Source organism: Streptomyces sp. NBC_01006 (assembly GCF_045162725.1).
Classification (GTDB): Bacteria; Actinomycetota; Actinomycetes; order Streptomycetales; family Streptomycetaceae; genus Streptomyces.
In genome coordinates this window covers 4,588,229-4,612,674 of record NZ_CP108700.1, presented here as the reverse complement: position 1 = coordinate 4,612,674, position 24,446 = coordinate 4,588,229, and the positions used below count along the sequence as shown (strand labels likewise).

Genomic DNA, 24,446 nt, shown 5'->3' with positions numbered 1-24,446 from the left:
CCTCAGGCCCCCTTCGCGGTCGTCGAGGCCGCGGGAACGGGCTCCGCGGGCACCGGCTTCATCCGCCGCACCGCCCGCGGTGCGCGCGTCGCCCGCGTCCACGGCGTGAGCAGCCGCTGTACGCCGAGCAGCAGCAGGTCCGCCACCAGGGCGAGCAGGACGCACAGCACGGAGGCCGTGAGCACCTGGGCCTTGAAGGAGCTGTTGACCGCCGGGGCGATGAGGTTGCCGAGGCCGCCCTTGCCGACGATGGAGCCGACGGTGGTCAGCGCCACCGTGGACACCGTGGCGATCCGCACCCCGGCGAGCAGCGCGGGCAGCGCCAGCGGCAGTTCGACCTGCCACAGCAGCCGCGCCGGCCCGTACCCCATGCCGCGCGCGGCCTCCCGGACCTCCTCGGGGACGGCTTCCAGGCCGGCCATCGCGTTGCGGACCAGGATGGTCAGCGAGTACAGCACCAGCCCGGTCACCACCAGTGACGCCGACAGCCCGAACAGCGGCAGCAGCAGGGAGAACATGGCGAGCGAGGGGACCGTGTAGAGCAGGGTGGTCAGGCCCAGCACGGGCGCGGCCCAGCGCCGGCCGCGGCGGGCCAGCAGGGCCAGCGGGAGGGACAGGGCGAGGCCGATAAGCACCGACACCCCCGTGATCCACACATGTTGGACCGTGGCGTCGGTGAGCTCCTGGGAGCGGGACGTGACGTAGTCCCAGCAGATCCAGTCGTTCGCCACCAGGCAGTTCTGCCCGGCCATGCCCTCACCCCCTGCGCCGATCCGTACACCCGTCCGAACGGGCACGGTCAACAGCGACCATAACCCCCGCCGCCGACAATGGCCGGAAACCTTCGCACCGGGGTAATACTCCCGTCACAAACAACCCGCAGCGTGTGGGGGAGGATGGGCATGTGATCCGATTCGAGCATGTGACCAAGCGCTACCCCGACGGGACCACGGCCGTCGAGGACCTGTCCTTCGAGGTGGCGGAGGGTGAGCTGGTCACGCTCGTGGGCCCGTCCGGCTGCGGCAAGACGACCACGATGAAGATGGTCAACCGGCTCATCGAGCCGACCTCCGGGCGGATCCTGCTCGGCGGCGAGGACATCGCGAGCGCCGATCCCGTGGAGCTGCGCCGGCACATCGGGTACGTCATCCAGCAGGTCGGGCTGTTCCCGCACAAGACGGTGCTGGAGAACACCGCGACCGTCCCGCAGCTGATCGGCACCCCCAAGGCCAAGGCCCGCGCCCGGGCGGCCGAGCTCCTCGAACTGGTGGGGCTGGACCCGGCCGTGTACGGGGGCCGGTACCCGCAGCAGCTGTCCGGCGGGCAGCGCCAGCGCGTCGGCGTCGCCCGGGCGCTGGCCGCCGATCCGCCGGTGCTGCTGATGGACGAGCCGTTCGGTGCGGTGGACCCGGTGGTCCGCGAACGCCTCCAGAACGAGTTCCTGGCGCTCCAGCGGACGGTGCGCAAGACGATCCTGCTCGTCACTCACGACCTGGAGGAGGCGGTCCGGCTCGGCGACCGCATCGCCGTCTACGGCGCGGGCACCATCGAGCAGTTCGCTCGCCCGGCCGCGGTGCTGGGGGCGCCGGCCACCGAGTACGTGGCCTCCTTCGTCGGCGCGGACCGGGGCCTGAAGCGGCTCGCGGTCACCCCGGTGGAGCAGGACGACCTGGCGCGGGCGGACGGGAAAGCCCCCACCGCCGCAGTGGCGCTGGGGGCGAGTCTGCGCGAGGCGCTCGCGCTGCTGCTGCAGGAGGACTCCGGCCGGATCGGGGTCACGGATCCGGACTCCGGTGCGCTGGTCGGCGTACTGACCCCGGAGGGGGTCCACCGCGCGCTGCGCCGGGCCCAACTGCAAGAGGCCTAGCAGGCCTGGGCCGGGGAGGGGCTGGGCCGGGGCCCGGCCTCGGACCGAGGCCGGGGCTCAGGCCTGGATGCGGTTGCTCATCCACACCAGCATCGACGGGATCTCGCGGCGCCAGGTGTTGAAGTTGTGGCCGCCGCTGTCGAGGATGATCGAGGAGACCCGGTCCGGGCCCTTGACCAGCTTGATGAACTTCTTGGTGTCGTCGAGGTTGGGCTCGCCCGTCTCGCTGCTCGTGACCAGGAACGACGTACCGGTCGGCTTCTTGTGCTCGATGCTGTGCAGGACGTCCGCGCGCTTCTTCAGCTTGTCGTCGCCCTGGAACAGGTTGCCGGTCGTCGCGTCGTTCGCCGCGTCGTAGTACGCGGACAGACCCGCGGCGGCGCCGAAGGTCTGCGGGTAGTGCGCGGCGATCTTCAGGGCGCAGTAGCCGCCCGTCGAGTTCCCGATGAAGCCCATGTTCTGCGGCTTCTTGCCGACCCGGAAGGTGTCCTGGATGGCCTGCGGCAGGTCCTCGGCGAAGAAGGTCTCGGTCTGCGGTCCGCCGGGTATGTCCACGCACTCGGTGTCACGCGGCGGCGCGATGGTCGGGCGCAGCATCACCAGGATCATCGGCTTCATCTTGCCCGCTTTGGCCTGCTTGAAGGCCGTCATCGGGTAGTTCAGCCCTTTGATCAGGTTCTCGGCGGTGCCCGGGTAGCCCGTCAGCACGATGGAGGCCGGAAAGTTCTGCTCCTTGTGCTGCGGCTGGAAGTACTCCGGCGGCAGCCACACGTACCCGGGGCTCGTTATTTTCGACTTCTGCCCGGTTATGGCAACCTTCAGGATCTGTCCGCCGACCTGGGGCTGGGCGCCGCCCGGCACGTCGAGCTTCTGCTTGTCGACGACCTTGATGTCCTTGCTGCTCATGGAGTGGTCCACGACCTTGCCGACAGATGTCTGCTGGCCGAACAGGTCCGCCCACGAGCCGTAGAAGGAGAAGGACTTGTTCGCCGCCAGGCCCACGGCCGAGAACAGCGCCAGCTGGGTCGCGAGCAGGAGCCCGATCCGGCCGAGCAGCGCACGCCAGGTGCGGCCGGAGAGCCGGGGCCAGAACCACACCGTTGCTGCGAAGAGCAGCACACCGGCGATGATGGCCAGCGCCAGGACCGTATTACTGGTGAGACCCATGAGCAGTCAGTCGACTTTCTGATGGCAGGACTAGTTTTTCTCGGCGGAAGAGTGAACCCGCTCGACCCCGATGTCGTCCTAGTGGACGCACCACACTCCGGAGGCTGTCGCGGCCTTCGGCCACATGATCTCTCGCGGAGCAACGGGAAGCGATGTCTAGCAGGATAGATGGCGATAAGTCGGGACAGGTTCCGAAGCAGGTCCGCCGAATCTTCCGCGGCCCACGACCGGAGTCGGTGCCCGGGCTGGTAGGTACGGCCGTCATGATCGTCGGCCTTCTGGACATCGCGGCGGGGGTGTTCCCGCGGTTCCGGCACAGCCGGATCCACGCGGTCACCGAGGTGCTGCCCGGTTCGCTGGGCCCCTTCGCAGCCGCCCTCGCCATCAGCGCGGGCGTCCTGCTGCTCCTCCTCGCCCACGGCCTCAAGCGCCGCAAGCGCCGCGCCTGGCGGGCCGCCGTCGTCCTGCTCCCGGCCGGGGCCGCGGCGCAGTTCGCGTACCGGCACTCCGTCATCAGCGTCGTCATCGCGGCGGTACTCCTGGGGCTCATCGTGCGTCACCAGGGTGAATTCAAGGCGCTGCCGGACCCGCGCAGCCGCTGGAAGGCGCTGGCCAACTTCGTGCTGATGAGCGCCGGCTCCATCGGCCTGGGTCTCGTCATCGTCAACTCCCACCCGGGCCGCGTCGTCGGCCATCCGGGTATTTACGAGCAGATCAGCCACGTCGTGTACGGGCTCTTCGGCATCGAGGGACCCGTCGACTACGCCGGCCGGGTCTCCTGGACCGTGGGCTACTCGCTCGGCGCCCTCGGCATGCTGACCGCGCTCACCACGATCTACCTGGCCTTCCGCCCCGAGCACCCGGCCGCCCGGCTGACCGCCGACGACGAGACGAAGCTGCGCGAGCTGCTCGCCAAGCACGGCGGCCGCGACTCCCTCGGCCACTTCGCGCTCCGCCGCGACAAGGCCGTCGTCTTCTCCCCCAGCGGCAAGGCCGCCGTCACGTACCGCGTCGTCTCCGGTGTGATGCTCGCCTCCGGCGACCCCATCGGCGACGTCGAGGCCTGGCCCGGCGCCATCGAGCGGTTCATGGAGGAGGCCAAGGCCCACTCCTGGACCCCGGCCGTCGTGGGCTGCAGCGAGACCGGCGGCGAGGTCTGGACCCGCGAGACCGGGCTGGACGCCCTGGAGCTGGGCGACGAGGCGATCGTCGACGTCAAAGACTTCTCCCTCGCCGGCCGTCCCATGCGCAACGTCCGCCAGATGGTGAAGCGCATCGAGCGCAACGGCTACACCACCCAGGTCCGCCGCGTCAGCGAGCTGACCGAGGAGGAGCTGGAGCGCGTACGGGGCGCCGCCGAGGCCTGGCGCGGCACCGACACCGAGCGCGGCTTCTCCATGGCTCTGGGCCGGGTCGGCGAGGAGGGCGACGGCGACTGCTTCATCGCCACCGCCCACCGGGTCGAGGAGGGCGACACCAGCCCGTTCGGCGACCTCAAGGCCGTCCTGCACTTCGTCCCGTGGGGCAAGGACGGCATGTCGCTGGAGCTGATGCGCCGCGACCGCGCCGCCGACCCCGGCATGAACGAGCTGCTGATCGTGGCCTCCCTGGTGGAGGCGCCCTCTCTGGGCATCGAGAAGGTCTCGCTGAACTTCGCGATGTTCCGCGCGGCCCTCGCCCGCGGCGAGAAGATCGGCGCCGGGCCGGTGCTGCGGATGTGGCGCGGCCTGCTGGTCTTCCTGTCGCGCTGGTTCCAGATCGAGTCGCTGTACAAGTTCAACGAGAAGTTCCGCCCCCGCTGGGAGCCGCGCTTCATGGTCTACCGCACCAGCAGCGACCTGCCCCGCATCGGCTTCGCCGTGATGCAGGCCGAGGGCTTCGTGACGGTGGCCCTGCCCCGGCTGTTCGCGAGCCGACGCCGTCCCAAGCCGGTCCGCACCTGCGCCCACACGCACCACACCGCCCAGGTCCCGGCCCAGGCCAAGCAGGAGCGCGAGGTCCAGGTCGCCTGATCCCGGGCCCCCTGCCCCAGGAGCCCGGCCCGCCGCACGTGTGGCGGGCCGGGCTCCGCCGTTTCCCGGGGCCGCCCGGGGCCGGGGGAGCGCTCCGTTTCCCGCCTCCCGCCCGGCCGGGGCGGCCGCGTACGGCCCGGCCAGGACGGCGGCCCTACCCTGGAGCCATGAACATCGAGCGCGGGGCCACCGGCAGGGGCCGGGTCGCAGGCCTGCCGGAATGGGACCGCTGCGGGGTCATGGGCGTCGTCAACGTCACCCCCGACTCCTTCTCCGACGGCGGGCGCTGGTTCGACACCACCGCCGCCGTCAAGCGCGGCCTCGACCTCGTCGCCCAGGGCGCCGACCTCGTCGACGTCGGCGGCGAGTCCACCCGCCCCGGCGCCTCCCGCGTCGACGAGGAGGAGGAGCTGCGCCGCGTCGTCCCCGTGGTGCGCGGCCTGGCCTCCGAGGGGGTCACCGTCTCCGTCGACACCATGCGCGCCTCCGTCGCGGCCCGGGCCGTCGCCGCCGGCGCGACGCTGGTCAACGACGTCAGCGGCGGCCTCGCCGACCCCGGGATGATCCCGGCCGTCGCCGCAGCCGAGGTGCCGTTCGTGGTGATGCACTGGCGCGGCTTCAGCGACGGCATGAACCGCCTCGCCGTCTACGAGGACGTCGTCGCCGAGGTCACCGCCGAGCTCCGGATCCGCATCGACGCCGTCGTGGCCGGCGGGATCGCCCCCGAGCGGCTCCTCGTCGACCCCGGCCTCGGCTTCGCGAAGATGGCCGAGCACGACCTGGCCCTGGTCGCCCACCTCCCCGAGCTGCGCGCCCTCGGCTTCCCGCTGCTGGTCGCCGCGTCGCGCAAACGATTCCTCGGCCGGATCCTGGCCGGCGCCGCCGACGCCGCCCCGCCGCCCGCCCGCGAGCGCGACGCCGCCACCGCCGCCGTCTCCGCCATCGCCGCCCACCAGGGCGCCTGGGCCGTACGGGTCCACGAGGTACGGGCCACGGCCGACGCGGTTCGGGTGGCCCGTGCGGTGGAAGGGGCTCTGTGATCCGCCCCGCCGGTGGTGGGACCCGTACAGCAGCAGCCAGGAGAGGGGAACGGTGAGCCGTACCGACATCGAAGCCGTCGACGAGGTCAACACGGCCTTCTACGAGGCCATGGAGCGGGGGGACTTCGACGCACTGTCGGCGCTCTGGCTGGAGGACGAGATCTCCTGCGTGCACCCGGGCTGGCCGGTGCTCTCCGGCCGCGGCGAGGTGCTGCGCTCGTACGCGCTGATCATGTCCCACACCGACTACATCCAGTTCTTCCTCACCGACACGAAGGTCGCCGTCATAGGTGACACCGCACTGGTGACGTGCACGGAGAACATCCTCAGCGGCGGGCCCGCCGAGGACGGCGGAGAGCTAGGCCCTCTCGTCGGCCAGCTGGTCGTCGCCACGAATGTGTTCCGACGCACATCGGAGGGCTGGCGGCTCTGGTCCCACCACGGTTCTCCCGTGCTGACGGACTCCGACGAGGACGAGGACGAGGACTCCGCCTGACCCCTCCGGCGGGGCCCGAGGTCTTTCGCAGGTAAATTCGAAGACGGACGACGCCGACCGCACTCGGCGTAGGCCCATGGATCCGGGGAGTCCCGGACCGGAAGCACCTACGAAAGCAGGAGTGATTCGCGTGGATCGTGTCGCGCTGCGCGGCCTCAAGGCTCGCGGGCACCACGGCGTCTTCCCCCGGGAACGCGAGGAAGGCCAGACCTTCATCGTCGACCTCGTGCTGCACATCGACACCCGCCCCGCGGCGGCCGACGACGACCTGGCGAAGACCGTGCACTACGGGGTCGTCGCCGAAGAGGTCGTCGATGTGGTCCAGGGAGAGCCCGTCGACCTGATCGAGACCCTCGCCGAGCGGATCGCCCAGCAGTGCCTCAAGCACGAAGCGGTGGCACAGGTGGAGGTCGTCGTCCACAAACCGGACGCCCCCATCACCGTCCCCTTCGACGACGTGACCATCACGATCACCCGGAGCCGCGTGTGAACAACGGACTGAACGCCCAGAGCGACCCCACCGTCCAGCCGGTGCCCGCATCCGTCGTCGAGACGGTGGACGCGGCCGACACCACCCTGTCCAACCCCAAGTGGGCCGTCATCGCGCTCGGCTCGAACCTCGGCAACCGCCTGGAGACCCTCCAGGGCGCCATCGACGCCCTGGAGGACACCCCCGGCCTGCGGGTCAAGGCCGTCTCCCCGGTCTACGAGACCGAGCCGTGGGGCGTCGCGCCCGGCTCGCAGCCCTCGTACCTCAACGCGGTCGTCGCGCTGAAGACGACCCTGCCGCCGTCCTCCCTGCTGGAGCGCGGCCACGCCATCGAAGAGGCCTTCGACCGCGTCCGCGAGGAGCGCTGGGGCCCGCGCACGATCGACGTCGACATCGTCGCGTACGCCGACGTGGTCTCGGACGACCCGGTGCTCACCCTCCCGCACCCGCGGGCCCACCAGCGGGCCTTCGTGCTGGCCCCGTGGAACGACATCGACCCCGAGGCGCAGATCCCGGGGCACGGCCCGGTCGCGTCGCTGCTGGCCGGAATCGGCCTGGCCGGCGTCACGCCGCGACCGGACCTGGAACTCCGCCTGCCCGAGTAGTCGTTAACCTGTGGCGGAGGCCGAGGAACGTCGACAGAGTCTGCGGCGCGGAAAGCGGGGAACGGGCACGTGAAGCAACTGAGGCCGGCGGTCCTGGCGGGGATCTTCGCCGTCGCCGGGGTGCTGTCCTGGGCGGGCGCCCGGCTGTGGAACGCGTACGGGACCCTGCCGGGCGTCCCGCTGGCCGCACCCATCGTGCTGGGCGCCATCGCGGTCGTCCTGCTGGCGACGGCCCTGTCGCTCCGCTCCCGCCTCAAGGCGCAGCGCGAGCGCCGGCCGGGCGCCAAGGGCGTGGAGCCGCTGATGGCTGCCCGCGCGGTCGTCTTCGGACAGGCCAGCGCCCTCGTCGCGGCCCTCGTGGCGGGCATGTACGGCGGCGTGGGCGTCTTCCTGCTGATGGACTCCCTCGACGTCCCCGCCCGCCGCGACCAGACCTGGTACGCCGGCTTCGCGGTCGTGGCGGGTGCGGCCGTCATCGCCGCCGCCCTCTTCCTGGAGCACGTCCTCAAACTCCCTGAAGACGACGACACCACCCCCCAAGCCCCCTCCCGCGCCTGAGCGGGCCCGGCCGGGGCCTGGGCCGGGGCGGCCCGGTCAGCGCGCCATGATCAGGCTCATGGCCTCGTTGCGGGTGGCGGGGTCGCGGAGCTGACCGCGGACCGCCGAGGTGATCGTCTTCGCGCCGGGCTTGCGGACCCCGCGCATGGTCATGCACATGTGCTCGCACTCGATGACCACGATGACCCCGCGCGGCTCCAGGATCTCCATCAGGGAGTCCGCTATCTGCGTGGTCAGCCGCTCCTGCACCTGCGGGCGGCGGGCGAACACGTCCACCAGGCGGGCCAGCTTCGACAGGCCGGTGATCTTGCCGTCGATGGACGGGATGTAGCCGACGTGCGCGACACCGTGGAACGGCACCAGGTGGTGCTCACAGTTGCTCATGACCTCGATGTCCTTCACCAGGACCATCTCGTCGTGCCCCAGGTCGAAGGTGGTCGTCAGGACCTCTTCGGGCCTCTGGTAGAGGCCGGCGAATATCTCCTTGTACGCGCGGGCCACGCGGGCCGGGGTTTCCAGGAGGCCTTCGCGGTCCGGGTCCTCGCCGACCGCGATCAGGAGTTCACGGACCGCCGCCTGGGCGCGCTTCTCGTCGAACTCGCCGATCGTGCCCTCATCACCGGTCAGGGTCACTGGGTCGGTCATCTCTTCCTCGTTCCTGTGTGCACTGGCGCCTCACGGGCACGCAAAAGTGCCGCGCCCCCCAGGCTAGAACCTGGGGGGCGCGGCATCCATTCCGGGACGGTCCGGCCGAGGGCTACTCGGCGCGGTCCTCCGGCGCGGGGTCCTTCTCCACGGACACGGCCGGCGTGCCCGCCGAGGTGCCGTTCGCCGAGTTCGTCAGCTGGAGCTCCTTGGGAGAGAGCACCGGCGGACGGGTCGACGGGGTGCGGTGCGAGGAGCCGGTCCACGCCGGGCGGGCCGGGCGCTTCACGATCGTCGAGAAGACCTCGGCGATCTGCTCCTTGTTCAGCGTCTCCTTCTCAAGGAGCGCGAGGACCAGGTTGTCGAGGACGTCGCGGTTCTCGACCAGGATCTCCCAGGCCTCGTTGTGCGCCGTCTCGATGAGCTTCTTGACCTCTTCGTCGACCAGCGCCGCGACCTCTTCCGAGTAGTCCCGCGGGTGCGACATCTCGCGGCCCAGGAACGGCTCGGTGTTGTCCCCGCCGAACTTGATCGCGCCGAGGCGCTCGGTCATGCCGTACTGGGTCACCATCGCGCGGGCCGTCGCCGTGGCCTTCTCGATGTCGTTCGCCGCACCGGTGGTCGGGTCGTGGAAGACCAGCTCCTCGGCCGCGCGCCCACCCAGCATGTACGCCAGCTGGTCGAGCATCTCGTTGCGCGTGGTCGAGTACTTGTCCTCGTCGGGCAGGACCATGGTGTAGCCCAGGGCCCGGCCGCGGGACAGGATCGTGATCTTGTGGACCGGGTCGGAGTTCGGGGAAGCCGCCGCGACCAGGGCGTGGCCGCCCTCGTGGTACGCGGTGATCTTCTTTTCCCGGTCCGACATGATCCGGGTCCGCTTCTGCGGGCCCGCCACGACGCGGTCGATGGCCTCGTCCAGCATGTGGTTGTCGATCAGCTTGCGGTCCGAGCGGGCGGTGAGCAGCGCCGCCTCGTTCAGGACGTTGGACAGATCGGCACCGGTGAAGCCGGGGGTGCGGCGGGCGACGGCCGAGAGGTCGACGTCCGGAGCGACCGGCTTGCCCTTCTGGTGGACCTTGAGGATCTCCAGACGGCCCTGCATGTCCGGACGGTCGACCGCGATCTGCCGGTCGAAGCGGCCCGGGCGCAGCAGCGCCGGGTCGAGGATGTCCGGGCGGTTCGTGGCGGCGATCAGGATGACGCCGCCCTTCACGTCGAAGCCGTCCATCTCGACGAGCAGCTGGTTCAGGGTCTGCTCGCGCTCGTCGTGGCCGCCGCCGAGGCCCGCACCGCGGTGCCGGCCGACGGCGTCGATCTCGTCGACGAAGACGATCGCCGGGGCGTTGGCCTTGGCCTGCTCGAACAGGTCACGGACACGCGAGGCGCCGACACCGACGAACATCTCGACGAAGTCGGAACCGGAGATCGAGTAGAACGGAACGCCCGCCTCGCCCGCGACGGCGCGCGCCAGCAGGGTCTTGCCGGTGCCGGGCGGGCCGTACAGCAGCACGCCCTTGGGGATCTTGGCCCCGACGGCCTGGAACTTGGCCGGCTCCTGCAGGAACTCCTTGATCTCGTGGAGTTCCTCGACGGCCTCGTCCGCGCCCGCGACGTCGGCGAACGTCGTCTTCGGGGTGTCCTTGGTGATGAGCTTGGCCTTGGACTTCCCGAAGTTCATCACCCGGGAGCCGCCGCCCTGCATCTGATTCATCAGGAACAGGAAGACGACGACGATGAGGACGAAGGGCAGCAGGGAGAGCAGCACGCTGAGGAACGGGCTGGTCTTGTCCGGAGAGACGGTGTACCCGTCCGGGATCTGACCGGCTTCGAACTTGGTCTGGAGGTTCTGGGCGAGCTGGACGCCCTGGTCTCCGATGTAGTTGGCCTGGAACTTGGTGCCGTCGTTGTCGCCGAGCTTCTGGTCCTTCTTCAGCTCGATCTTGATCATCTGGCTGTCACCGGTGGTGAGCTTGGCGCTCTCCACCTGGCCACTGTTGATCGCCTTGATGACCTCGCTGGTCTCCACCGACTTGTAGCCGCCGCCGGAGCCGACGACGTTCATCAACACGACCACGGCGAGGACGGCCAGCACGATCCACATGACCGGCCCACGGAAGTATCGCTTCACGTCCATCCATACGGGGCGCCAGGCGCCCCGTCCCTCCTGCCCGTAGGTAAATGCTGCTGTGAGTAAAGACTGTTCTTCGGAATGTACCCCTGTATTGTCACCCGCGGCCTCGTGGGACGGCTGACAGAACTGCTTTCCCCTGCTCCAACGGCAGGAATCGTTCCAGGGTTCCCCTGAGCGGGCCCCGTCCGGGGCCCGGTCCCGTCCGGGGCGTCAGCCGCCGTAGACGTGCGGGGCGAGGGTGCCGACGAACGGCAGGTTGCGGTACTTCTCCGCGTAGTCGAGGCCGTAGCCGACGACGAACTCGTTCGGGATGTCGAACCCGACCCACTTCACGTCGATCGCGACCTTCGCGGCGTCGGGCTTGCGCAGCAGCGTGACGACCTCCAGCGAGGCCGGCTGGCGCGAGCCCAGGTTCGACAGCAGCCAGGACAGGGTCAGGCCCGAGTCGATGATGTCCTCGACGATCAGGACGTGCTTGTCCTTGATGTCGGTGTCCAGGTCCTTGAGGATCCGGACCACACCGGAGGACTGGGTCCCGGCGCCGTACGAGGACACCGCCATCCAGTCCATGGTGAGCGGGGTGGACAAGGCGCGCGCCAGGTCCGCCATCACCATCACCGCGCCCTTGAGGACGCCGACGATGAGCAGGTCCTTGCCCGCGTACTCCGCGTCGATCTTCGCGGCCAGCTCGGCCAGCTTCGCGTCGATCTCTTCCTTGGTGATGAGCACCGACTGGAGGTCGCTGCCCATGTCCTTCTCGTCCACCCGCATCACTTTCGTTTGCGGCCGGGGCTCCGGGGGTGCCCCCGGAGGACTCAGCCGTGTTTCAGCACCAATCAGCCCTGCCGGATGACAAGTCTGCCACCCTGCCGCTGGGCCTCGACCCGGCCGGGCAGGTTGATGGCGCCCTGGCCCCGCCATCCGGTGATGAGCCGGTCCACTTCCTCGATGTGGCGGGCGAAGAGGGAGCCCGCGGGGGAACCGGCCGCGACCACGGCCCTGCGCAGCACGCGGCGGCGGACGGCCGGGGGCAGGGCGTACAGCTTGGCGCACTCCAGCCGGCCGTCCTCGTCCCGTACGCCGGCCTCGGCATCGGCGGCCCAGGAGTCGAGGGCGTCGGCGTCGTCGCGGGACAGCTGGGCGGTGCGGGCCAGCGCCTCGACCACTCCCTTGCCCAGCGCCTTTTCGAGGGCGGGCAGTCCCTCGTGGCGGAGCCGGGAGCGGGTGTACGCGGGGTCGATGTTGTGCGGGTCGTCCCAGACCGGCAGCGACTGGACCATGCAGGCCTTGCGGGCGGTCTGCCGGTCGATCTGGAGGAAGGGGCGGCGGTAGCGGTGGCTGCGGCGGCCCGGGCCGCCGGGACCCCCCGAGACCTCCGGCATGCCGGACAGCGAGCGGATGCCGGAGCCGCGGGCGAGGCCCAGCAGGACGGTTTCGGCTTGATCGTCCCGGGTGTGGCCGAGCAGCACGGCGGCGGCGCCCAGGCGGTCTGCGGCCTCGTCCAGGGCGGCGTAGCGGGCGTCCCGGGCGGCGGCCTCGGGTCCGCCGTCACGGCCGACGCGCACGGAGACGGACTCCACCGGGTCGAGGCGAAGCGCGGTCATGCGGGTGACGACCTCGGCGGCGCGCAGGTCGGAGCCGGCCTGGAGGCCGTGGTCGACGGTGATGCCGCCGGCCCGGATGCCCAGCTTGGGCGCCTCGAAGGCCAGGGCGGAGGCGAGTGCCATGGAGTCGGCGCCGCCGGAGCAGGCGACGAGTACGAGCGGCAGGGTGCCGGCCGCCGCGGCGGGGGTCCCCCCGGACGGGGTCGGGGAGTGGCCGGCGGGACGGTCGGTGAGGTCGGTGAGGACGTCGTGGAGTACGCGGCGGACCGCCAGGCGTATCGCCGCGACCGCAGGATGGGGACCCATGTCCGGTGCCCTTCGGTGGAGTTCGGATGCCTCGAAGGCTGGGGGTGTGGTGCTGGAACGGCTCTGTTCGGTGCTGTTCGACGCTGCCCGGTGCCCCGGCCCCCGTGAGGAGCCCCCCGCTGGGAGCCCCCGCGAGATGAGGGTTGTCACTCAGAGTGCGTCGATGGTGACAGAACCGAGCCGTTCCCTGAGCATCGCACGCCCTTCCACGCCTCACGGTCCCTCGGACGGGTGACGCTTCTTCCCCCAGTGAGACATGTTTACGCCCCCTGAGTCACTCCCCTTCGCTTCTATTCGCCCTTGCGGTGCACCCGCGCGACCCAGTCCGCGGGCTTGGCGATCTCCGCCTTCGTCGGCAGCGTGTTCGGCGAGGTCCAGACCCGGTTGAAGCCGTCCATGCCGACCTGGCCGACGACGGCCCGTACGAAGCGCTCGCCGTCGCGGTACTGGCGCAGCTTGGCGTCGAGCCCCAGCAGCTTGCGCAGCGCGGCGTCGAGGCGCCCCGCGCCGCTGGCCCGGCGCTGCTGGAACTTCTCGCGGATCTCCGCGACCGAGGGGACCACGGCGGGGCCGACGCCGTCCATGACGTAGTCGGCGTGGCCCTCCAGCAGGGACATGACGGCGGTCAGGCGGCCGAGCACCTCACGCTGTTCGGGGGTCTGGACGAGCTCGACCAGGGAGCGGCCCTCGTCGCCCTGCTCGGAGTCGGAGCGGGCGCCGGCGAAGGACTGGGCGGCCTCGCGCAGCCGCTCCAGGACGGTCGCCGGGTCCACCTCGGTGGCGCCCAGGAACGTCTGGATCTCGCCCTCCAGGTGGTCGCGGAGCCAGGGGACGGCCGTGAACTGCGTACGGTGCGTCTCCTCGTGCAGGCAGACCCACAGCCGGAAGTCGTGCGGGCGCACGTCCAGCTCGCGCTCGACGTGGACGATGTTCGGGGCGACGAGCAGCAGCCGGCCGCCGCCCGCGGGCGAGCCCGGCAGGTCGCGCCCGGCCGGGGCGAAGGTCTCGTACTGGCCGAGCACGCGGGAGGCCAGGAAGCTGAGCAGCATGCCCAGCTCGACGCCGGTGACCTTGCCGCCGACCGCGCCGAGGACGGCGCCGCCGGTGGCGCCGGCGCGGCGGTCCTGCATCTTGCCGAGCAGCGGGGCGAGGAGCTCGCGGAAGCCGGCCACGTTGGCCTTGACCCAGCCGGCCCGGTCGACGACGAGGACGGGGGTGTCGGGGACGGTGGCTCCCTCGGGGATCATCCGGGTGAACTCGCGGACGTGGCGTTCGGAGGTCTTCGCATGCCCGCGCAGCTCCGCCACCACGGCGCGCGCCTCGTCGCGGCTGACCTCGGGACCCGGCCGCACCAGCCGGGTCGCGGTCGCCACCGCGAGATTCCAGTCGACCATCTCGGCACCACCGATGCTCGTCATGCGCCAACGGTACGTGGACCGGCGCCGCGGCGGAGCCCCTCGGATCGGCTACGAAGTGCGGGCGACGGCCGCGGCGAGCTTGTCGAGGCCCTTCTCCGCGGCCCCGGGGTCGGGGGTGTTCGCGGTCAGGAACGCGAAGGCCAGCAGTCGGCCGGAGGAGTCAACGACGGTCCCGGCGAGGGAGTTCACGCCGCTCAGGGTGCCCGTCTTGGCCCGGACCAGGCCGGCCGCCGGGGAGTTGCCGGCGTTGCGGCTGCGCAGGGTCCCGGTGAATCCGGCGACGGGCAGTCCGGTGAGCACGGGCCGCAGCTCCGGCCGCTGCGGGTCGGCGGCCTTGGCCAGGAGTCCGGTGAGCAGGCCGGTGCTGATCTTGTCGGCGCGGCCCAGGCCGCTGCCGTCGGCGAAACGGGAGCCGGCCGTGTCGACGCCGAGGGCGGCGAGCCGGCCGGTGACGGCCTTCTCGGCGCCCTCGAAGCTGGCGGGCTGCCCGGAGGCGAGGGCGGTCTGGCGGGCGAGGACCTCGGCGATGTCGTTGTCGCTGTTGGTCAGCATCCGCTCGACGAGCCCGGCGAGCGGGGTGGAGAGGGTGGTGGCGAGCGGCTGGGCCCCGGCGGGCGCCTTGGCCCTGGCGGGGTCGGCGGTGACCTTGATGCCCCGGTCCCCCAGCAGGGCCGCGAAGGAGCGGGCGGTCTCCATGGCGGGGTCCCCGACCCGGTCGACGGGTCCGGAGGTGGAGTCGTCGACGCGGCCCTCGTCGGCCGCCAGGGCGGTGACCGGCGCGATGTTGGGGTTCTCGCCGATCGGGTGGCGGGCGGGGCCGGTGAAGAGGGTGTCGTCGTAGCCGAGGCGCACGGAGTCGGTGCCGGCGGCCTTGAGGGCCTGGGCGGTGTCGGCGGCGAGGGCGACGAGGCTGCCGCCGGACCCGGCGGGGCTCTTCTTCTTCGCGGTGAGGGAGGGGTCTCCGCCGCCGACCAGGACGATCTCCCCGGGGCCGGCTCCGGGGGCCACCGTGGTCCGGATCCGGTGCTCGGGGCCGAGCGCGGCGAGCGCCGCCACCGCGGTGGCGATCTTGGTGGTGGAGGCGGGGGTCATGGCCTCGCGCGCCCCGGACTCGAAGAGAACCTGGCCGGTGGCGGTGTCGATGACCGAGGCCGTACGCAGGCTCCCGAGCGCGGGGTCGGCCAGCAGCGGCCGCAGCACCTCGGCGAGCCGCCCGGAATCCGCGGCCGCGACCCCGCTGCCCGCCGTGCGCGCGGCGCCCGGGCCGATCCCGGAGAGCACCCCGGGGGCGCTGGGCGCGGCCTGCGGCAGCAGCCCCGCGCCGCGGTCGCCGCCGTGATCTGCGCCACCCGTGAGGCCCCGGGAGGCGGCCCTGTCCCGCTCGGCCTTACGCTGGCCGGAGTCCCAAGGACCGGCGGCGGCCACCGCAGCCACCGACAGGGCGAGGCCGGCGACGGCCGACACCGCGATGAGCTGCCACGTCTTGACCAATGGCACCTCGGACCAGCCCCTTTCGCGATCACACATGTGCGTGAGGGACACTTAACCACTGCGTCTTGCCGCGAGCATGGCACCCCACCCCGGCAGGGCTGGGCCGGACGCGTTATCAGTCAACGCATGGAGGAGCAGGACGTGGAGTTCGACGTCACCATCGAGATCCCCAAGGGTTCGCGGAACAAGTACGAGGTGGACCACGAGACCGGCCGGATCCGCCTGGACCGTCGCCTCTTCACGTCCACGAGCTACCCGGCCGACTACGGCTTCGTCGAGAACACCCTCGGCGAGGACGGCGACCCGCTGGACGCGCTGGTCATCCTGGACGAGCCGACCTTCCCGGGCTGCCTGATCAAGTGCCGCGCGATCGGCATGTTCAACATGACGGACGAGGCGGGCGGCGACGCCAAGCTGCTGTGCGTGCCGGCCTCGGACCCGCGCGTGGAGCACCTGCGCGACATCCACCACGTCTCCGAGTTCGACCGCCTGGAGATCCAGCACTTCTTCGAGGTCTACAAGGACCTGGAGCCGGGCAAGTCGGTCGAGGGCGCCAACTGGGTCGGCCGCGCCGAGGCCGAGGCCGAGATCGAGGCCTCGTACAAGCGTCTTGAGGCCCAGGGCGGCCACCACTGAGTCCTCTGCTTCCGCTGAGTCCGCTCAGCCGGTGACAGGCTCGAACACGACGGGCGGTACCCCTTCACCGAGGGGGTGCCGCCCGTTCGTCATCTGGTTTCGCCGAGGACGAAACGGTTCCGCATACTGATACCCGGGCTGGTCGGGGACTGGAGGACGTGTGGCGGAGGGCGAGGGATCCGGGGGCACGGAGGACCGGAAGCCGAAATCCGACGAGGCGCACAGCGCCTTCACTCCCCCCGCCGGAATCGAGCCGGAACCGGTCGACGAGGACCAGCCGACCTCGGAGTTCGCCGTGCCGGAGGGGGTTCCCGAGCCGGCCGCCGAGCCCGAGCCCGAACGCTCCGCCTTCGCGCCCCCGGCCACGTACAGCGCCCAGCACTCCCCGCCCGCCTACACCCCCGGCGCCGGGTTCCCCGTCTCCCTGATGAAGGAATCCCCCTGGCAGGACCGTATGCGCACCATGTTGCGCATGCCGGTCGACGTGCGGCCCGTCCCGGAGGCCGTGCAGAAGCACGCCGAGGCCGGGCCCGCCGTGGGCCGCGTACTCGACCTCACCCTGCGCATCGGCGAGCTGCTGCTGGCGGGGGGTGAGGGGGCCGAGGACGTGGAGGCCGCGATGTTCGCGGTGGCCCGCTCGTACGGGCTGGACCGCTGCGAGCCCACGGTCACCTTCACCCTGCTGTCGATCACCCACCAGCCCTCGCTCGTCGACGACCCCGTCTCGGCGAGCCGGACCGTACGCCGCCGCGGCACCGACTACACCCGGCTGGCCGCCGTCTACCAGCTGGTGGACGACATCAGCGCGCACGAGTTCGAGCTCTCGCTGGAGGAGGCGTACCGGCGCCTCGCCGAGATCCGCCGCAACCGGCACCCGTACCCCTCCTGGGTCCTGACGGCCGCCGCCGGGCTGCTCGCCGGGGCCGCCTCCACCCTGGTCGGCGGTGGTGTGCTCGTCTTCTTCGCCGCCGCGATCGGGGCGATGCTCGGCGACCGGCTGGCCTGGCTGTGCGCCGGGCGCGGGCTGCCGGAGTTCTACCAGTTCGTGGTCGCCGCGATGCCGCCCGCCGCCATAGGCGTGGCCCTGAAGCTGGCCGAGATCGACGTACGCGCTTCCGCGGTGATCACCGGCGGGCTGTTCGCGCTGCTGCCCGGGCGAGCCCTGGTCGCGGCCGTGCAGGACGGCCTGACCGGCTTCTACATCACCGCCTCCGCCCGGCTGCTGGAGGTCATGTACCTCTTCATCGGCATCATCATGGGCGTGCTGGTCGTGCTGTACCTCGGGCTCCAGCTGGGTCCCTCGCCGAAGCCGGAGGAGGTCCTGCAGATCACGCAGCGGCCGCTGATCCAGATCGCGGCCTCGATGGTGCTGGTGTTCACGTTCGCGATCCTGCTCCAGCAGGAACGTTCCACCGTGTGGATCGTGACGCTGAACGGCGGGGTCGCCTGGGTGACCTTCGGAGCCCTGCACTACGCGGGCGGCATCCCGCCCGTCCCCTCCACGGCCATCGCCGCCGGGCTGGTCGGCCTCTTCGGCCAGCTCTTCTCGCGCTACCGCTTCGCCTCGGCCCTGCCGTACACGACCGCGGCCATCGGCCCGCTGCTACCGGGCTCGGCGACGTACTACGGGCTGCTGCTGATCGCCGAGAACCGGCTGAACGAGGGCCTCGCCTCGCTGGTGAACGCCGCCGCCATCGCGCTGGCCATCGCGATCGGGGTCAACCTCGGGTCGGAGACCTCGCGGCTGTTCATGCGGATCCCGGGGGCCGCGAGCGCCGCCAAGCGGCGCGCGGCGAAGCGGACCCGCGGCTTCTAGGGGGTGTCCGCCTGGCACCGCGCACGCGAAAGCCCCGGCCGACCCTCTCCGGGTCGGCCGGGGCTTTCGGACTGGCCGGTACGGGACTCAGCGCTTGGCGTGGCGGCCGCTGCGCCGGCCCGGGGCCTGCGGGTCCTCGCCGGTCTCGGGCTGCCCGCCGGAGGCGGCCGCCGCCTTCTTCTCCTTGCGGGACTTCAGCACCTCGAAGATCACCGGGATGACGGAGATCAGGACGATGCCGATGAAGATCGGCTCGACGTTCTTCTTGATGATCTCGAACTGGCCGAGCTGGTAGCCCAGGACCGTGACGCCCGCGCCCCACAGGACACCGCCGATGACGTTGAACGTCAGGAAGGTGCGGTACTTCATCGCCGTCGCGCCCGCGACCATCGGCGCGAAGGTGCGGATGATCGGCACGAAGCGCGCGAGCACGATGGCCTTGGGGCCGTGCTTCTCCATGAAGTCGTGCGCCGAGTCGAGGTTCTCGCGCTTGAAGAGCTTGGAGTTCGGCCGGTTGAAGATCTTCGGACCGAAAACCTTGCCGATCATGTAGCCGACCTGGTCACCGAGGATGGCAGAGGCCGAGATCAGGGTGCAGACCAGCCACAGCGGCTTGTCGATCGTGCCGCTCGCGACGAACAGGCCCGCCGTGAACAGCAGCGAGTCCCCGGGCAGGAACGCGAAGAGGCCCGACTCCGCGAAAACGATGACCAGGATGCCGATCAGACCGAATTGCCCGATCAGATACTCCGGGGACAGCCACTCAGGGCCGAGCGCAAGCGTGTACACGAGTTCCGGACTCTCCTGGATCGGGGGGTTTCGCGGCGGGCGTCCGCGGGTGCGCCGGACAAGACGGCGGTTTCAATTATCAACGCACAGGACCCCCTCCCGGTTCCAGGTACCGGGAGGGGGCCATGTGGGGAACATCCGACGGTCCAGGCGGTGCCCGCGGCTAGACGCTGCGGACGGCGTTCGCGAGGATCGCGTCCCGTACGAACACCGCCAGGCCGGTCCGGATCTTGTCGTAGTGGGCCGTGAAGCGCTCGTCCGCCACGTACATCTCACCCAGGCACGTGTGCATCTCGTACGAGCAGGGGTAGCAGTTGCCGTCGATCCAGCCGCGGTGCTCCTCGGCCACGTCCATGGCCTCCTCGGAGTCCGCGGCCGCACCGGAGTCCAGCAGGGCGGCGAACCGCCGGCTGATCCCGTCCGCCTCGTCCTGGAAGCGCTTCCAGTCCTCCTTGGTGAAGGCGGCCGTCCGGCGTGCGGACTCCTTGTACGCGTCCGTGTCGCCCCAGCGCTGGTGCGCCTCGTCGGCGTACTGGTCGGGGTCGAATTCCCCGAAGACCTCGAACTTCTCCTCGGGCGTGAGGTTGATGCCCATTCTCTCTGCCTCCATGGCGTGCTCAACGGCCTCGGCCATCTGCTGGAGCCGGGCGATCCGGTCGGACAGGAGGGCGTGCTGCCGGCGCAGGTGCTCCCTCGGGTTCGAGTCCGGATCGTCCAGCAGGACCGCGACCTCTTCGAGCGGGAAGCCGAGCTCCCGGTAGAACAGGATCCGCTGCAGCCGGTCGAGGTCGGCGTCGTCGTAACGCCGGTGACCCGCGGTGCTGCGGGTGCTCGGGGAGAGCAGGCCGATCTCGTCGTAGTGGTGCAGGGTGCGCACCGTCACTCCGGCGAATCCGGCGACCTGTCCCACGGAGTAGCCCATGGTTTCCGCTCCTCTGGTCGGTACGCCGTTCACTCTGGGTCCTCACGCCACGTGAGGTGCAAGTCCTCTCCGAGGGTCGTCTCCGAGGCCGGTTCAGCCGGTGGGCAGCCCTCCGGCTATCCCATCGCCTTGGTGCCGTCCAGGGACTCCCGGACGACGTCCGCGTGGCCCGCGTGCCGGGCGAACTCCTCCACCAGGTGCAGCAGCATCCAGCGCATCGACACCTTGGCGTTCTCGGGGAACCAGGGCGCCGGAGGCAGCGGGAAGGTCTCGTCCAGGCTGGGCAGGTCCCGCACGAAGGCCGTCAGCTCCGCCGTCACCTCGTCCCAGAACGCCTGGACGGACGCGAGGGTCTCGTCCCCGACGAGGCGGAAGGCCTCGTTCCAGGTCTCGGCGCTGCGCTGGCTCTCGTTGGGTCGCTGCTGGGCCATCCGCAGCCACGCCAGCTCGACCTCGGCCACGTGCTTGACCAGCCCGGACAGCGACAGCTCGCTGGCGCTGGGCCGGCTCGCCGCCTGCTCCTCGGTCAGTCCGGCCAGCGATTCGCGGATCGCCGTGCGCTGGGATTCGACGAAGAGGAGGAGCGTGCCCCGCTCGTCGCCCAGGATCTCTCCGGAGATGTGAGCCATGACCAACCGCCTTTTCCGTGGTTCTTGCCTGCTTCCTGCTGACAAGAACCACGCTACTGAGGCATGCGGTCAGATCCTGTCCTCAATGGACGTTCACTGTGCCGCGCCTTCGGGACGGATCACCGGGAGCTGCGTCTGCGGCTTCGGCAGCAGGGCCTTGGACAGGTCCTGGTTGCCCTTCTCGTCGAGCCCGTACATCGACTCGTAGATCTTGCGGACCGCCGGCCCGGACGCCCCGGAGCCCGTACCGCCCTGGGAGATCGTCATGACGATCGCGTAGTCCTCGGTGTACGAGGCGAACCAGGAGGTGGTCTGCTTGCCCTGGACCTCCGCCGTACCGGTCTTCGCGTGCATCGGGATCTGCTTCTGCGGCCAGCCGCCGAAGCGCCAGGCCGCGCTGCCCGTGGTGGCCACCGAAGCGAGCGCGCCGTCGATGTCGTCGCGCAGCTCCTCGTCCATCGGCAGCCGGCCCTGCTCCTTCGGCGCGATCTCCTTGACCGAGGTGCCGTCGGCGCTGACGACCGCCTTGCCGATGCTCGGCTGGTGCATCATGCCGCCGTTGGCGATGCCCGCGTAGATCGACGCCATCTGGATCGGGGTGACGAGGGTGTCGCCCTGGCCGATCGAGTAGTTGATCGCGTCGCCCTCGCGCAGCTGGTTGCCCTGGCGGCAGTTCTCGTACGCGATCTTCTCGGCGTACGAGCCGTCCTTCTTTCCGTCCCGGCACCAGGCGGCCTTGTTCGCCTCGAAGAAGTCCTTCTTCCACTGACGGTCGGGCACCCGGCCGGTCACCTCGTTCGGCAGGTCGACCCCGGTCGCCTTGCCCAGCCCGAACTCGTGGGCCGTCTTGAAGAACCAGTCGCTCGGGTCCTTCTTCGGGTTGATCCCGCCGTCCTTCTTCCACTCCTTGTCCGCGATGCCGTAGTAGACGGTGTCGCAGGAGACTTCGAGGGCCCGGCCGATGGTGATGTCGCCGTAGCCCTGCGACTCGAAGTTGGTGAAGGTCTGGCTGCCGACCGAGTACGAGCTGGGGCAGCCGTACCGTCCGTTGAAGGGGTACCCGGCGTTCACCGCGGCGGTCGAGGAGACGACCTTGAAGATCGAGCCGGGGGCCGCCTGGCCCTGGATCGCCCGGTTGAGCAGTGGGTAGTTGGATTCCTTGTCGGTGAGGGACGCGTAGTCCTTGGCGGAGATGCCGCCGACCCACGCGTTCGGGTCGTACGTCGGGTTGGAGGCCATCGCGACGATCCGGCCGGTCTTGGCCTCCATGACGACGACCGCGCCCGAGTCGGCCTCGTAGTTCTTGTGCGTGATCTTGTCGTACGTCTTGCGGGCTTCGAGCATCGCGTTGTTCAGCTCGCGCTCGGCGACCGCCTGCACGCGCGAGTCGATCGAGGTGACGATGTTGGAGCCGGGCGTCGGCTTGTCGGCCTGCGCCTGGCCTATGACCCGCCCCAGGTTGTCCACCTCGTAGCGGGTGATGCCCGCCTTGCCGCGCAGCTCCTTGTCGTACGTGCGCTCCAGGCCGGAGCGGCCCACCTGGTCGGAGCGCAGGTACGGGGAGTCGGTCTTCCTGGCCTTGGTGATCTCCGCGTCGGTGACGGGCGAGAGGTAGCCGAGCACCTGCGAGGTGTTGGCCCCGTCCGGGCCGGCGTAGCGGCGCAGGGCGGTCGGCTCGGCGGTGATGCCGGGGAACTGCTCGGCGTGCTCCCTTATCTCCAGCACCTGGTCCGTCGTCGCCTCGTCGGTGACGGGGATGGGCTGGTACGGGGAGCCGTTCCAGCACGGCTTGGGCGTCTTGGCGTCGCACAGCCGGACACTGTTGACCACGTCGTCCGGGTTGAGGCCCAGGACGCCGGCGAGTCGGGTCAGGACGTCCTTGCCCTTGTCTCTCATCTTGGTGAGATCGGTACGGCTGGCGGAGACGACCATGCGCGTCTCGTTGTCGGCGAGGGGCACACCGCGGGAGTCCAGGATCGAGCCGCGCACGGCGGGCTGGACGACCTGCTGGGTGTGGTTGTTCTTCGCCTCGTCCGTGTACTCCTGGCCGTTGCGCACCTGGAGGTACCAGAGCCGCCCGCCCAGCGTGAGCAGCAGGGAGAAGACGACCACCTGGATGACGACCAGGCGGTTCTGGACCCGGGGCGTGCGCCCCGTCTCCGGAATGTTGCTCAACTCAGGTCTCCCCCGGAACGCTGCCTGCCGCTGACTCGCCCGAGTCTAGAGCGAGCCCGGAAGTGGAAACGAGGCCGGAAGCGGATCAGGGCGGGACGAGGGCGGGGTCAGAGCGCGATCAGAGCCTGATCAGAAGGGGAAAGTGGTGCGGCCGTGCTGCACCGAGATCCACTTCTGGGTGGTGAAGGCCTCGATCGTGGCCTCGCCGTTCAGCCGGCCCAGCCCCGAGGCCTTCTCCCCGCCGAACGCGGCGAGCGGCTCGTCGCCGATCGTCGAGTCGTTGACGTGGATCATCCCGGTCTCGATCCGCTGCGCGAAGCGCACGCCGCGCTCCACGTCCCGGGTGTGGACCGCGCCGCTCAGCCCGTACGGGGTCGCGTTGGTCAGCCGTACGGCCTCGTCCTCGCCGTCGAAGACCACCAGCAGCGCCACCGGGCCGAAGATCTCCTGGCCCAGCAGCGGGGAGTCCTCGGGGAGACCGGCCAGCACGGTCGGTTCGACCAGGTTGCCGCGCGTAGACCCGCGCACGAGGGCCTGCGCCCCGGATTCGACGGCCTGATCCACGAGCGCGGTGAGCGCGTCGGCCTGGAAGGAGTTGATCAGCGGGCCGATGTGGGTGTCGGCCTCGTGGGGGTCGCCGGTCTTCAGGCCGCGCACCCGGGTGGTGAACTTCTCGGTGAACTCCTCGGCGACCGAGGCGTCCACGAGGATCCGGTTGGCGGCCATGCAGACCTGGCCCTGGTAGACGAAGCGGCTGAAGACGGCCGCGTCCACCGCGTAGTCGAGGTCGGCGTCGTCGAGGACGACGAGGGCGCTGTTGCCGCTGAGCTCCAGGACCGTCCGCTTGAAGTGGCGGGCGGCGACGGAGCCCACGTGCCGGCCGACCCGGTCGGAGCCGGCGAAGGAGATGACCTTCGGGACGGGGTGGGTCAGGAGCGCGTCGCCTATCTCGGCGATGTCCGTGACCAGCACGTTGAGGAGTCCGGCCGGCAGGCCCGCGTCCTCGAAGACCTTGGCGATGACCCCGCCGCCGACCACGGGTGCGTTCTGGTTCGGCTTGATCACCACCGCGTTGCCCAGCGCCAGGGCCGGGGCGACCGACTTCAGGGTGACCAGGAACGGGAAGTTGAAGGGGCTGATCACGGTGACGACGCCGACCGGGAGGCGCTGGACCCGGTTCTCCTTGCCGTCGACCGGCGAGGCGAGGATCCGGCCCTCGGGGCGGATGGCCAGCTGGATCGACTCGCGGATGAACTCCTTGGCGAGGTGGACCTCGTACTCGGCCTTGGGACGGGTCCCGCCGAGCTCGTCGATCATCGCCTCGATGATCTCCTTCTCGCGCTCCTCGGTGATGCGCAGGGCGCGTTCCAGGACGGCGCGTCTGACGTACGGGCTGGTGGCGGCCCACTCTCTCTGGGCGCGCTCGGCGCCGCGGTAGGCCCGGTCCACCTGCTCGACGGTGGCCACGGTGATGGCCGCGAGCTTCTCCCCGTTGTACGGGTTGACGTCGATGATGTCCCACGAACCGGTGCCGGCCAGCCATTCGCCGTCGATGTACTGGTGAGCCAGGTCGTCGAATATGGACATGCCATCCCTTACTGCGAGCGCGCACCCGTGCGCTGCACCGGAGACCGATCGGTCATCATGCA

Annotated in this window: 21 protein-coding genes and 1 pseudogene; 9 read left to right on the top strand and 13 right to left on the bottom strand. The window is 70.6% G+C overall.

All coding sequences use genetic code 11. From position 1 onward, the window contains the following. Positions 1-2: 2 nt before the first annotated feature. The gene (locus OG509_RS21085) at positions 3-752 is read right to left on the bottom strand and encodes an ABC transporter permease (RefSeq protein WP_406183997.1); all 750 of its coding nucleotides are present in this window, start codon (positions 750-752) and stop codon (positions 3-5) included. A 152-nt stretch (positions 753-904) separates the two neighbouring features. On the opposite strand from OG509_RS21085, the gene OG509_RS21080 reads away from it, so the two are divergent. Beyond that, positions 905-1,867: an ABC transporter ATP-binding protein gene (locus OG509_RS21080; protein ID WP_385573536.1), complete on the top strand. Its 963-nt coding sequence runs from the start codon at positions 905-907 to the stop codon at positions 1,865-1,867. A 57-nt stretch (positions 1,868-1,924) separates the two neighbouring features. On the opposite strand, the gene OG509_RS21075 is transcribed toward OG509_RS21080, so the two are convergent. Continuing rightward, positions 1,925-3,034 carry an esterase family protein gene (locus OG509_RS21075; protein WP_053691362.1) on the bottom strand — a complete coding sequence of 370 codons (1,110 nt, stop codon included), beginning with the start codon at positions 3,032-3,034 and terminating at the stop codon, positions 1,925-1,927. Positions 3,035-3,186: 152 nt separating this feature from the next. Between OG509_RS21075 and OG509_RS21070 the strand changes: the two genes are divergently transcribed. From OG509_RS21070 to OG509_RS21045, 6 genes are all read left to right on the top strand, one after another. Then, on the top strand, positions 3,187-5,046 hold the full coding sequence (locus tag OG509_RS21070; protein WP_406183996.1) for a phosphatidylglycerol lysyltransferase domain-containing protein: 1,860 nt from the start codon (positions 3,187-3,189) through the stop codon (positions 5,044-5,046). A 167-nt stretch (positions 5,047-5,213) separates the two neighbouring features. Further along, the gene (gene folP, locus OG509_RS21065; protein ID WP_385573541.1) at positions 5,214-6,086 is read left to right on the top strand and encodes a dihydropteroate synthase; all 873 of its coding nucleotides are present in this window, start codon (positions 5,214-5,216) and stop codon (positions 6,084-6,086) included. Between the two features lie 52 nt (positions 6,087-6,138). Next, on the top strand, positions 6,139-6,582 hold the full coding sequence (locus OG509_RS21060; RefSeq protein WP_406183995.1) for a nuclear transport factor 2 family protein: 444 nt from the start codon (positions 6,139-6,141) through the stop codon (positions 6,580-6,582). Between the two features lie 130 nt (positions 6,583-6,712). After that, positions 6,713-7,072 (top strand): dihydroneopterin aldolase, encoded by a 360-nt coding sequence (gene folB / locus OG509_RS21055; protein WP_030158540.1) that lies wholly within the window; start codon positions 6,713-6,715, stop codon positions 7,070-7,072. Beyond that, entirely contained in the window at positions 7,069-7,677 is a 609-nt protein-coding gene (gene folK, locus OG509_RS21050) for a 2-amino-4-hydroxy-6-hydroxymethyldihydropteridine diphosphokinase (protein WP_406183994.1), read from the top strand. The genes folB and folK overlap by 4 nt, the downstream gene beginning before the upstream one ends. Before the next feature lie 69 nt (positions 7,678-7,746). Then, the gene (locus tag OG509_RS21045) at positions 7,747-8,235 is read left to right on the top strand and encodes a DUF3180 domain-containing protein (RefSeq protein WP_406183993.1); all 489 of its coding nucleotides are present in this window, start codon (positions 7,747-7,749) and stop codon (positions 8,233-8,235) included. A 36-nt stretch (positions 8,236-8,271) separates the two neighbouring features. Here the strand turns inward: OG509_RS21045 and folE are convergent, their stop codons facing one another. The 6 genes from folE to dacB all read right to left on the bottom strand — a co-directional run bounded on the left by folE (position 8,272) and on the right by dacB (position 15,836). Next, a complete protein-coding gene (gene folE, locus OG509_RS21040; RefSeq protein WP_406183991.1) occupies positions 8,272-8,880 on the bottom strand; it encodes a GTP cyclohydrolase I FolE in 609 nt (202 codons plus the stop codon). A gap of 112 nt (positions 8,881-8,992) precedes the next feature. Next, positions 8,993-11,014 (bottom strand): ATP-dependent zinc metalloprotease FtsH, encoded by a 2,022-nt coding sequence (ftsH, locus tag OG509_RS21035; protein ID WP_385573554.1) that lies wholly within the window; start codon positions 11,012-11,014, stop codon positions 8,993-8,995. Between the two features lie 207 nt (positions 11,015-11,221). Continuing rightward, a complete protein-coding gene (gene hpt, locus OG509_RS21030; RefSeq protein WP_030158549.1) occupies positions 11,222-11,782 on the bottom strand; it encodes a hypoxanthine phosphoribosyltransferase in 561 nt (186 codons plus the stop codon). A 65-nt stretch (positions 11,783-11,847) separates the two neighbouring features. Further along, positions 11,848-12,921 carry a tRNA lysidine(34) synthetase TilS gene (tilS, locus tag OG509_RS21025; protein WP_385573557.1) on the bottom strand — a complete coding sequence of 358 codons (1,074 nt, stop codon included), beginning with the start codon at positions 12,919-12,921 and terminating at the stop codon, positions 11,848-11,850. Between the two features lie 290 nt (positions 12,922-13,211). Continuing rightward, entirely contained in the window at positions 13,212-14,339 is a 1,128-nt protein-coding gene (locus OG509_RS21020; protein WP_406183989.1) for a zinc-dependent metalloprotease, read from the bottom strand. Positions 14,340-14,387: 48 nt separating this feature from the next. After that, entirely contained in the window at positions 14,388-15,836 is a 1,449-nt protein-coding gene (gene dacB, locus OG509_RS21015; RefSeq protein ID WP_406183988.1) for a D-alanyl-D-alanine carboxypeptidase/D-alanyl-D-alanine-endopeptidase, read from the bottom strand. Between the two features lie 135 nt (positions 15,837-15,971). Here dacB and OG509_RS21010 point away from each other — a divergent pair, with 135 nt between their 5' ends. Both OG509_RS21010 and OG509_RS21005 read left to right on the top strand, forming a co-directional pair. Beyond that, on the top strand, positions 15,972-16,466 hold the full coding sequence (locus OG509_RS21010; protein ID WP_266672831.1) for an inorganic diphosphatase: 495 nt from the start codon (positions 15,972-15,974) through the stop codon (positions 16,464-16,466). 160 nt (positions 16,467-16,626) lie between these two features. Beyond that, positions 16,627-18,282 (top strand): threonine/serine exporter ThrE family protein, encoded by a 1,656-nt coding sequence (locus OG509_RS21005; protein WP_406183987.1) that lies wholly within the window; start codon positions 16,627-16,629, stop codon positions 18,280-18,282. Positions 18,283-18,402: 120 nt separating this feature from the next. Here the strand turns inward: OG509_RS21005 and OG509_RS21000 are convergent. The 5 genes and pseudogenes from OG509_RS21000 to OG509_RS20980 all read right to left on the bottom strand — a co-directional run. Continuing rightward, positions 18,403-19,071, bottom strand: a pseudogene (locus OG509_RS21000) (DedA family protein); the annotation flags it as partial. 163 nt (positions 19,072-19,234) lie between these two features. Continuing rightward, positions 19,235-19,993 (bottom strand): MerR family transcriptional regulator, encoded by a 759-nt coding sequence (locus OG509_RS20995; RefSeq protein ID WP_406183986.1) that lies wholly within the window; start codon positions 19,991-19,993, stop codon positions 19,235-19,237. A 116-nt stretch (positions 19,994-20,109) separates the two neighbouring features. Then, the gene (locus OG509_RS20990) at positions 20,110-20,622 is read right to left on the bottom strand and encodes a DinB family protein (protein ID WP_406183984.1); all 513 of its coding nucleotides are present in this window, start codon (positions 20,620-20,622) and stop codon (positions 20,110-20,112) included. 93 nt (positions 20,623-20,715) lie between these two features. Further along, positions 20,716-22,797 carry a penicillin-binding protein 2 gene (mrdA, locus tag OG509_RS20985; RefSeq protein ID WP_406183983.1) on the bottom strand — a complete coding sequence of 694 codons (2,082 nt, stop codon included), beginning with the start codon at positions 22,795-22,797 and terminating at the stop codon, positions 20,716-20,718. A 129-nt stretch (positions 22,798-22,926) separates the two neighbouring features. Beyond that, positions 22,927-24,384: an aldehyde dehydrogenase family protein gene (locus OG509_RS20980; RefSeq protein ID WP_385573581.1), complete on the bottom strand. Its 1,458-nt coding sequence runs from the start codon at positions 24,382-24,384 to the stop codon at positions 22,927-22,929. Positions 24,385-24,446 lie beyond the last annotated feature (62 nt).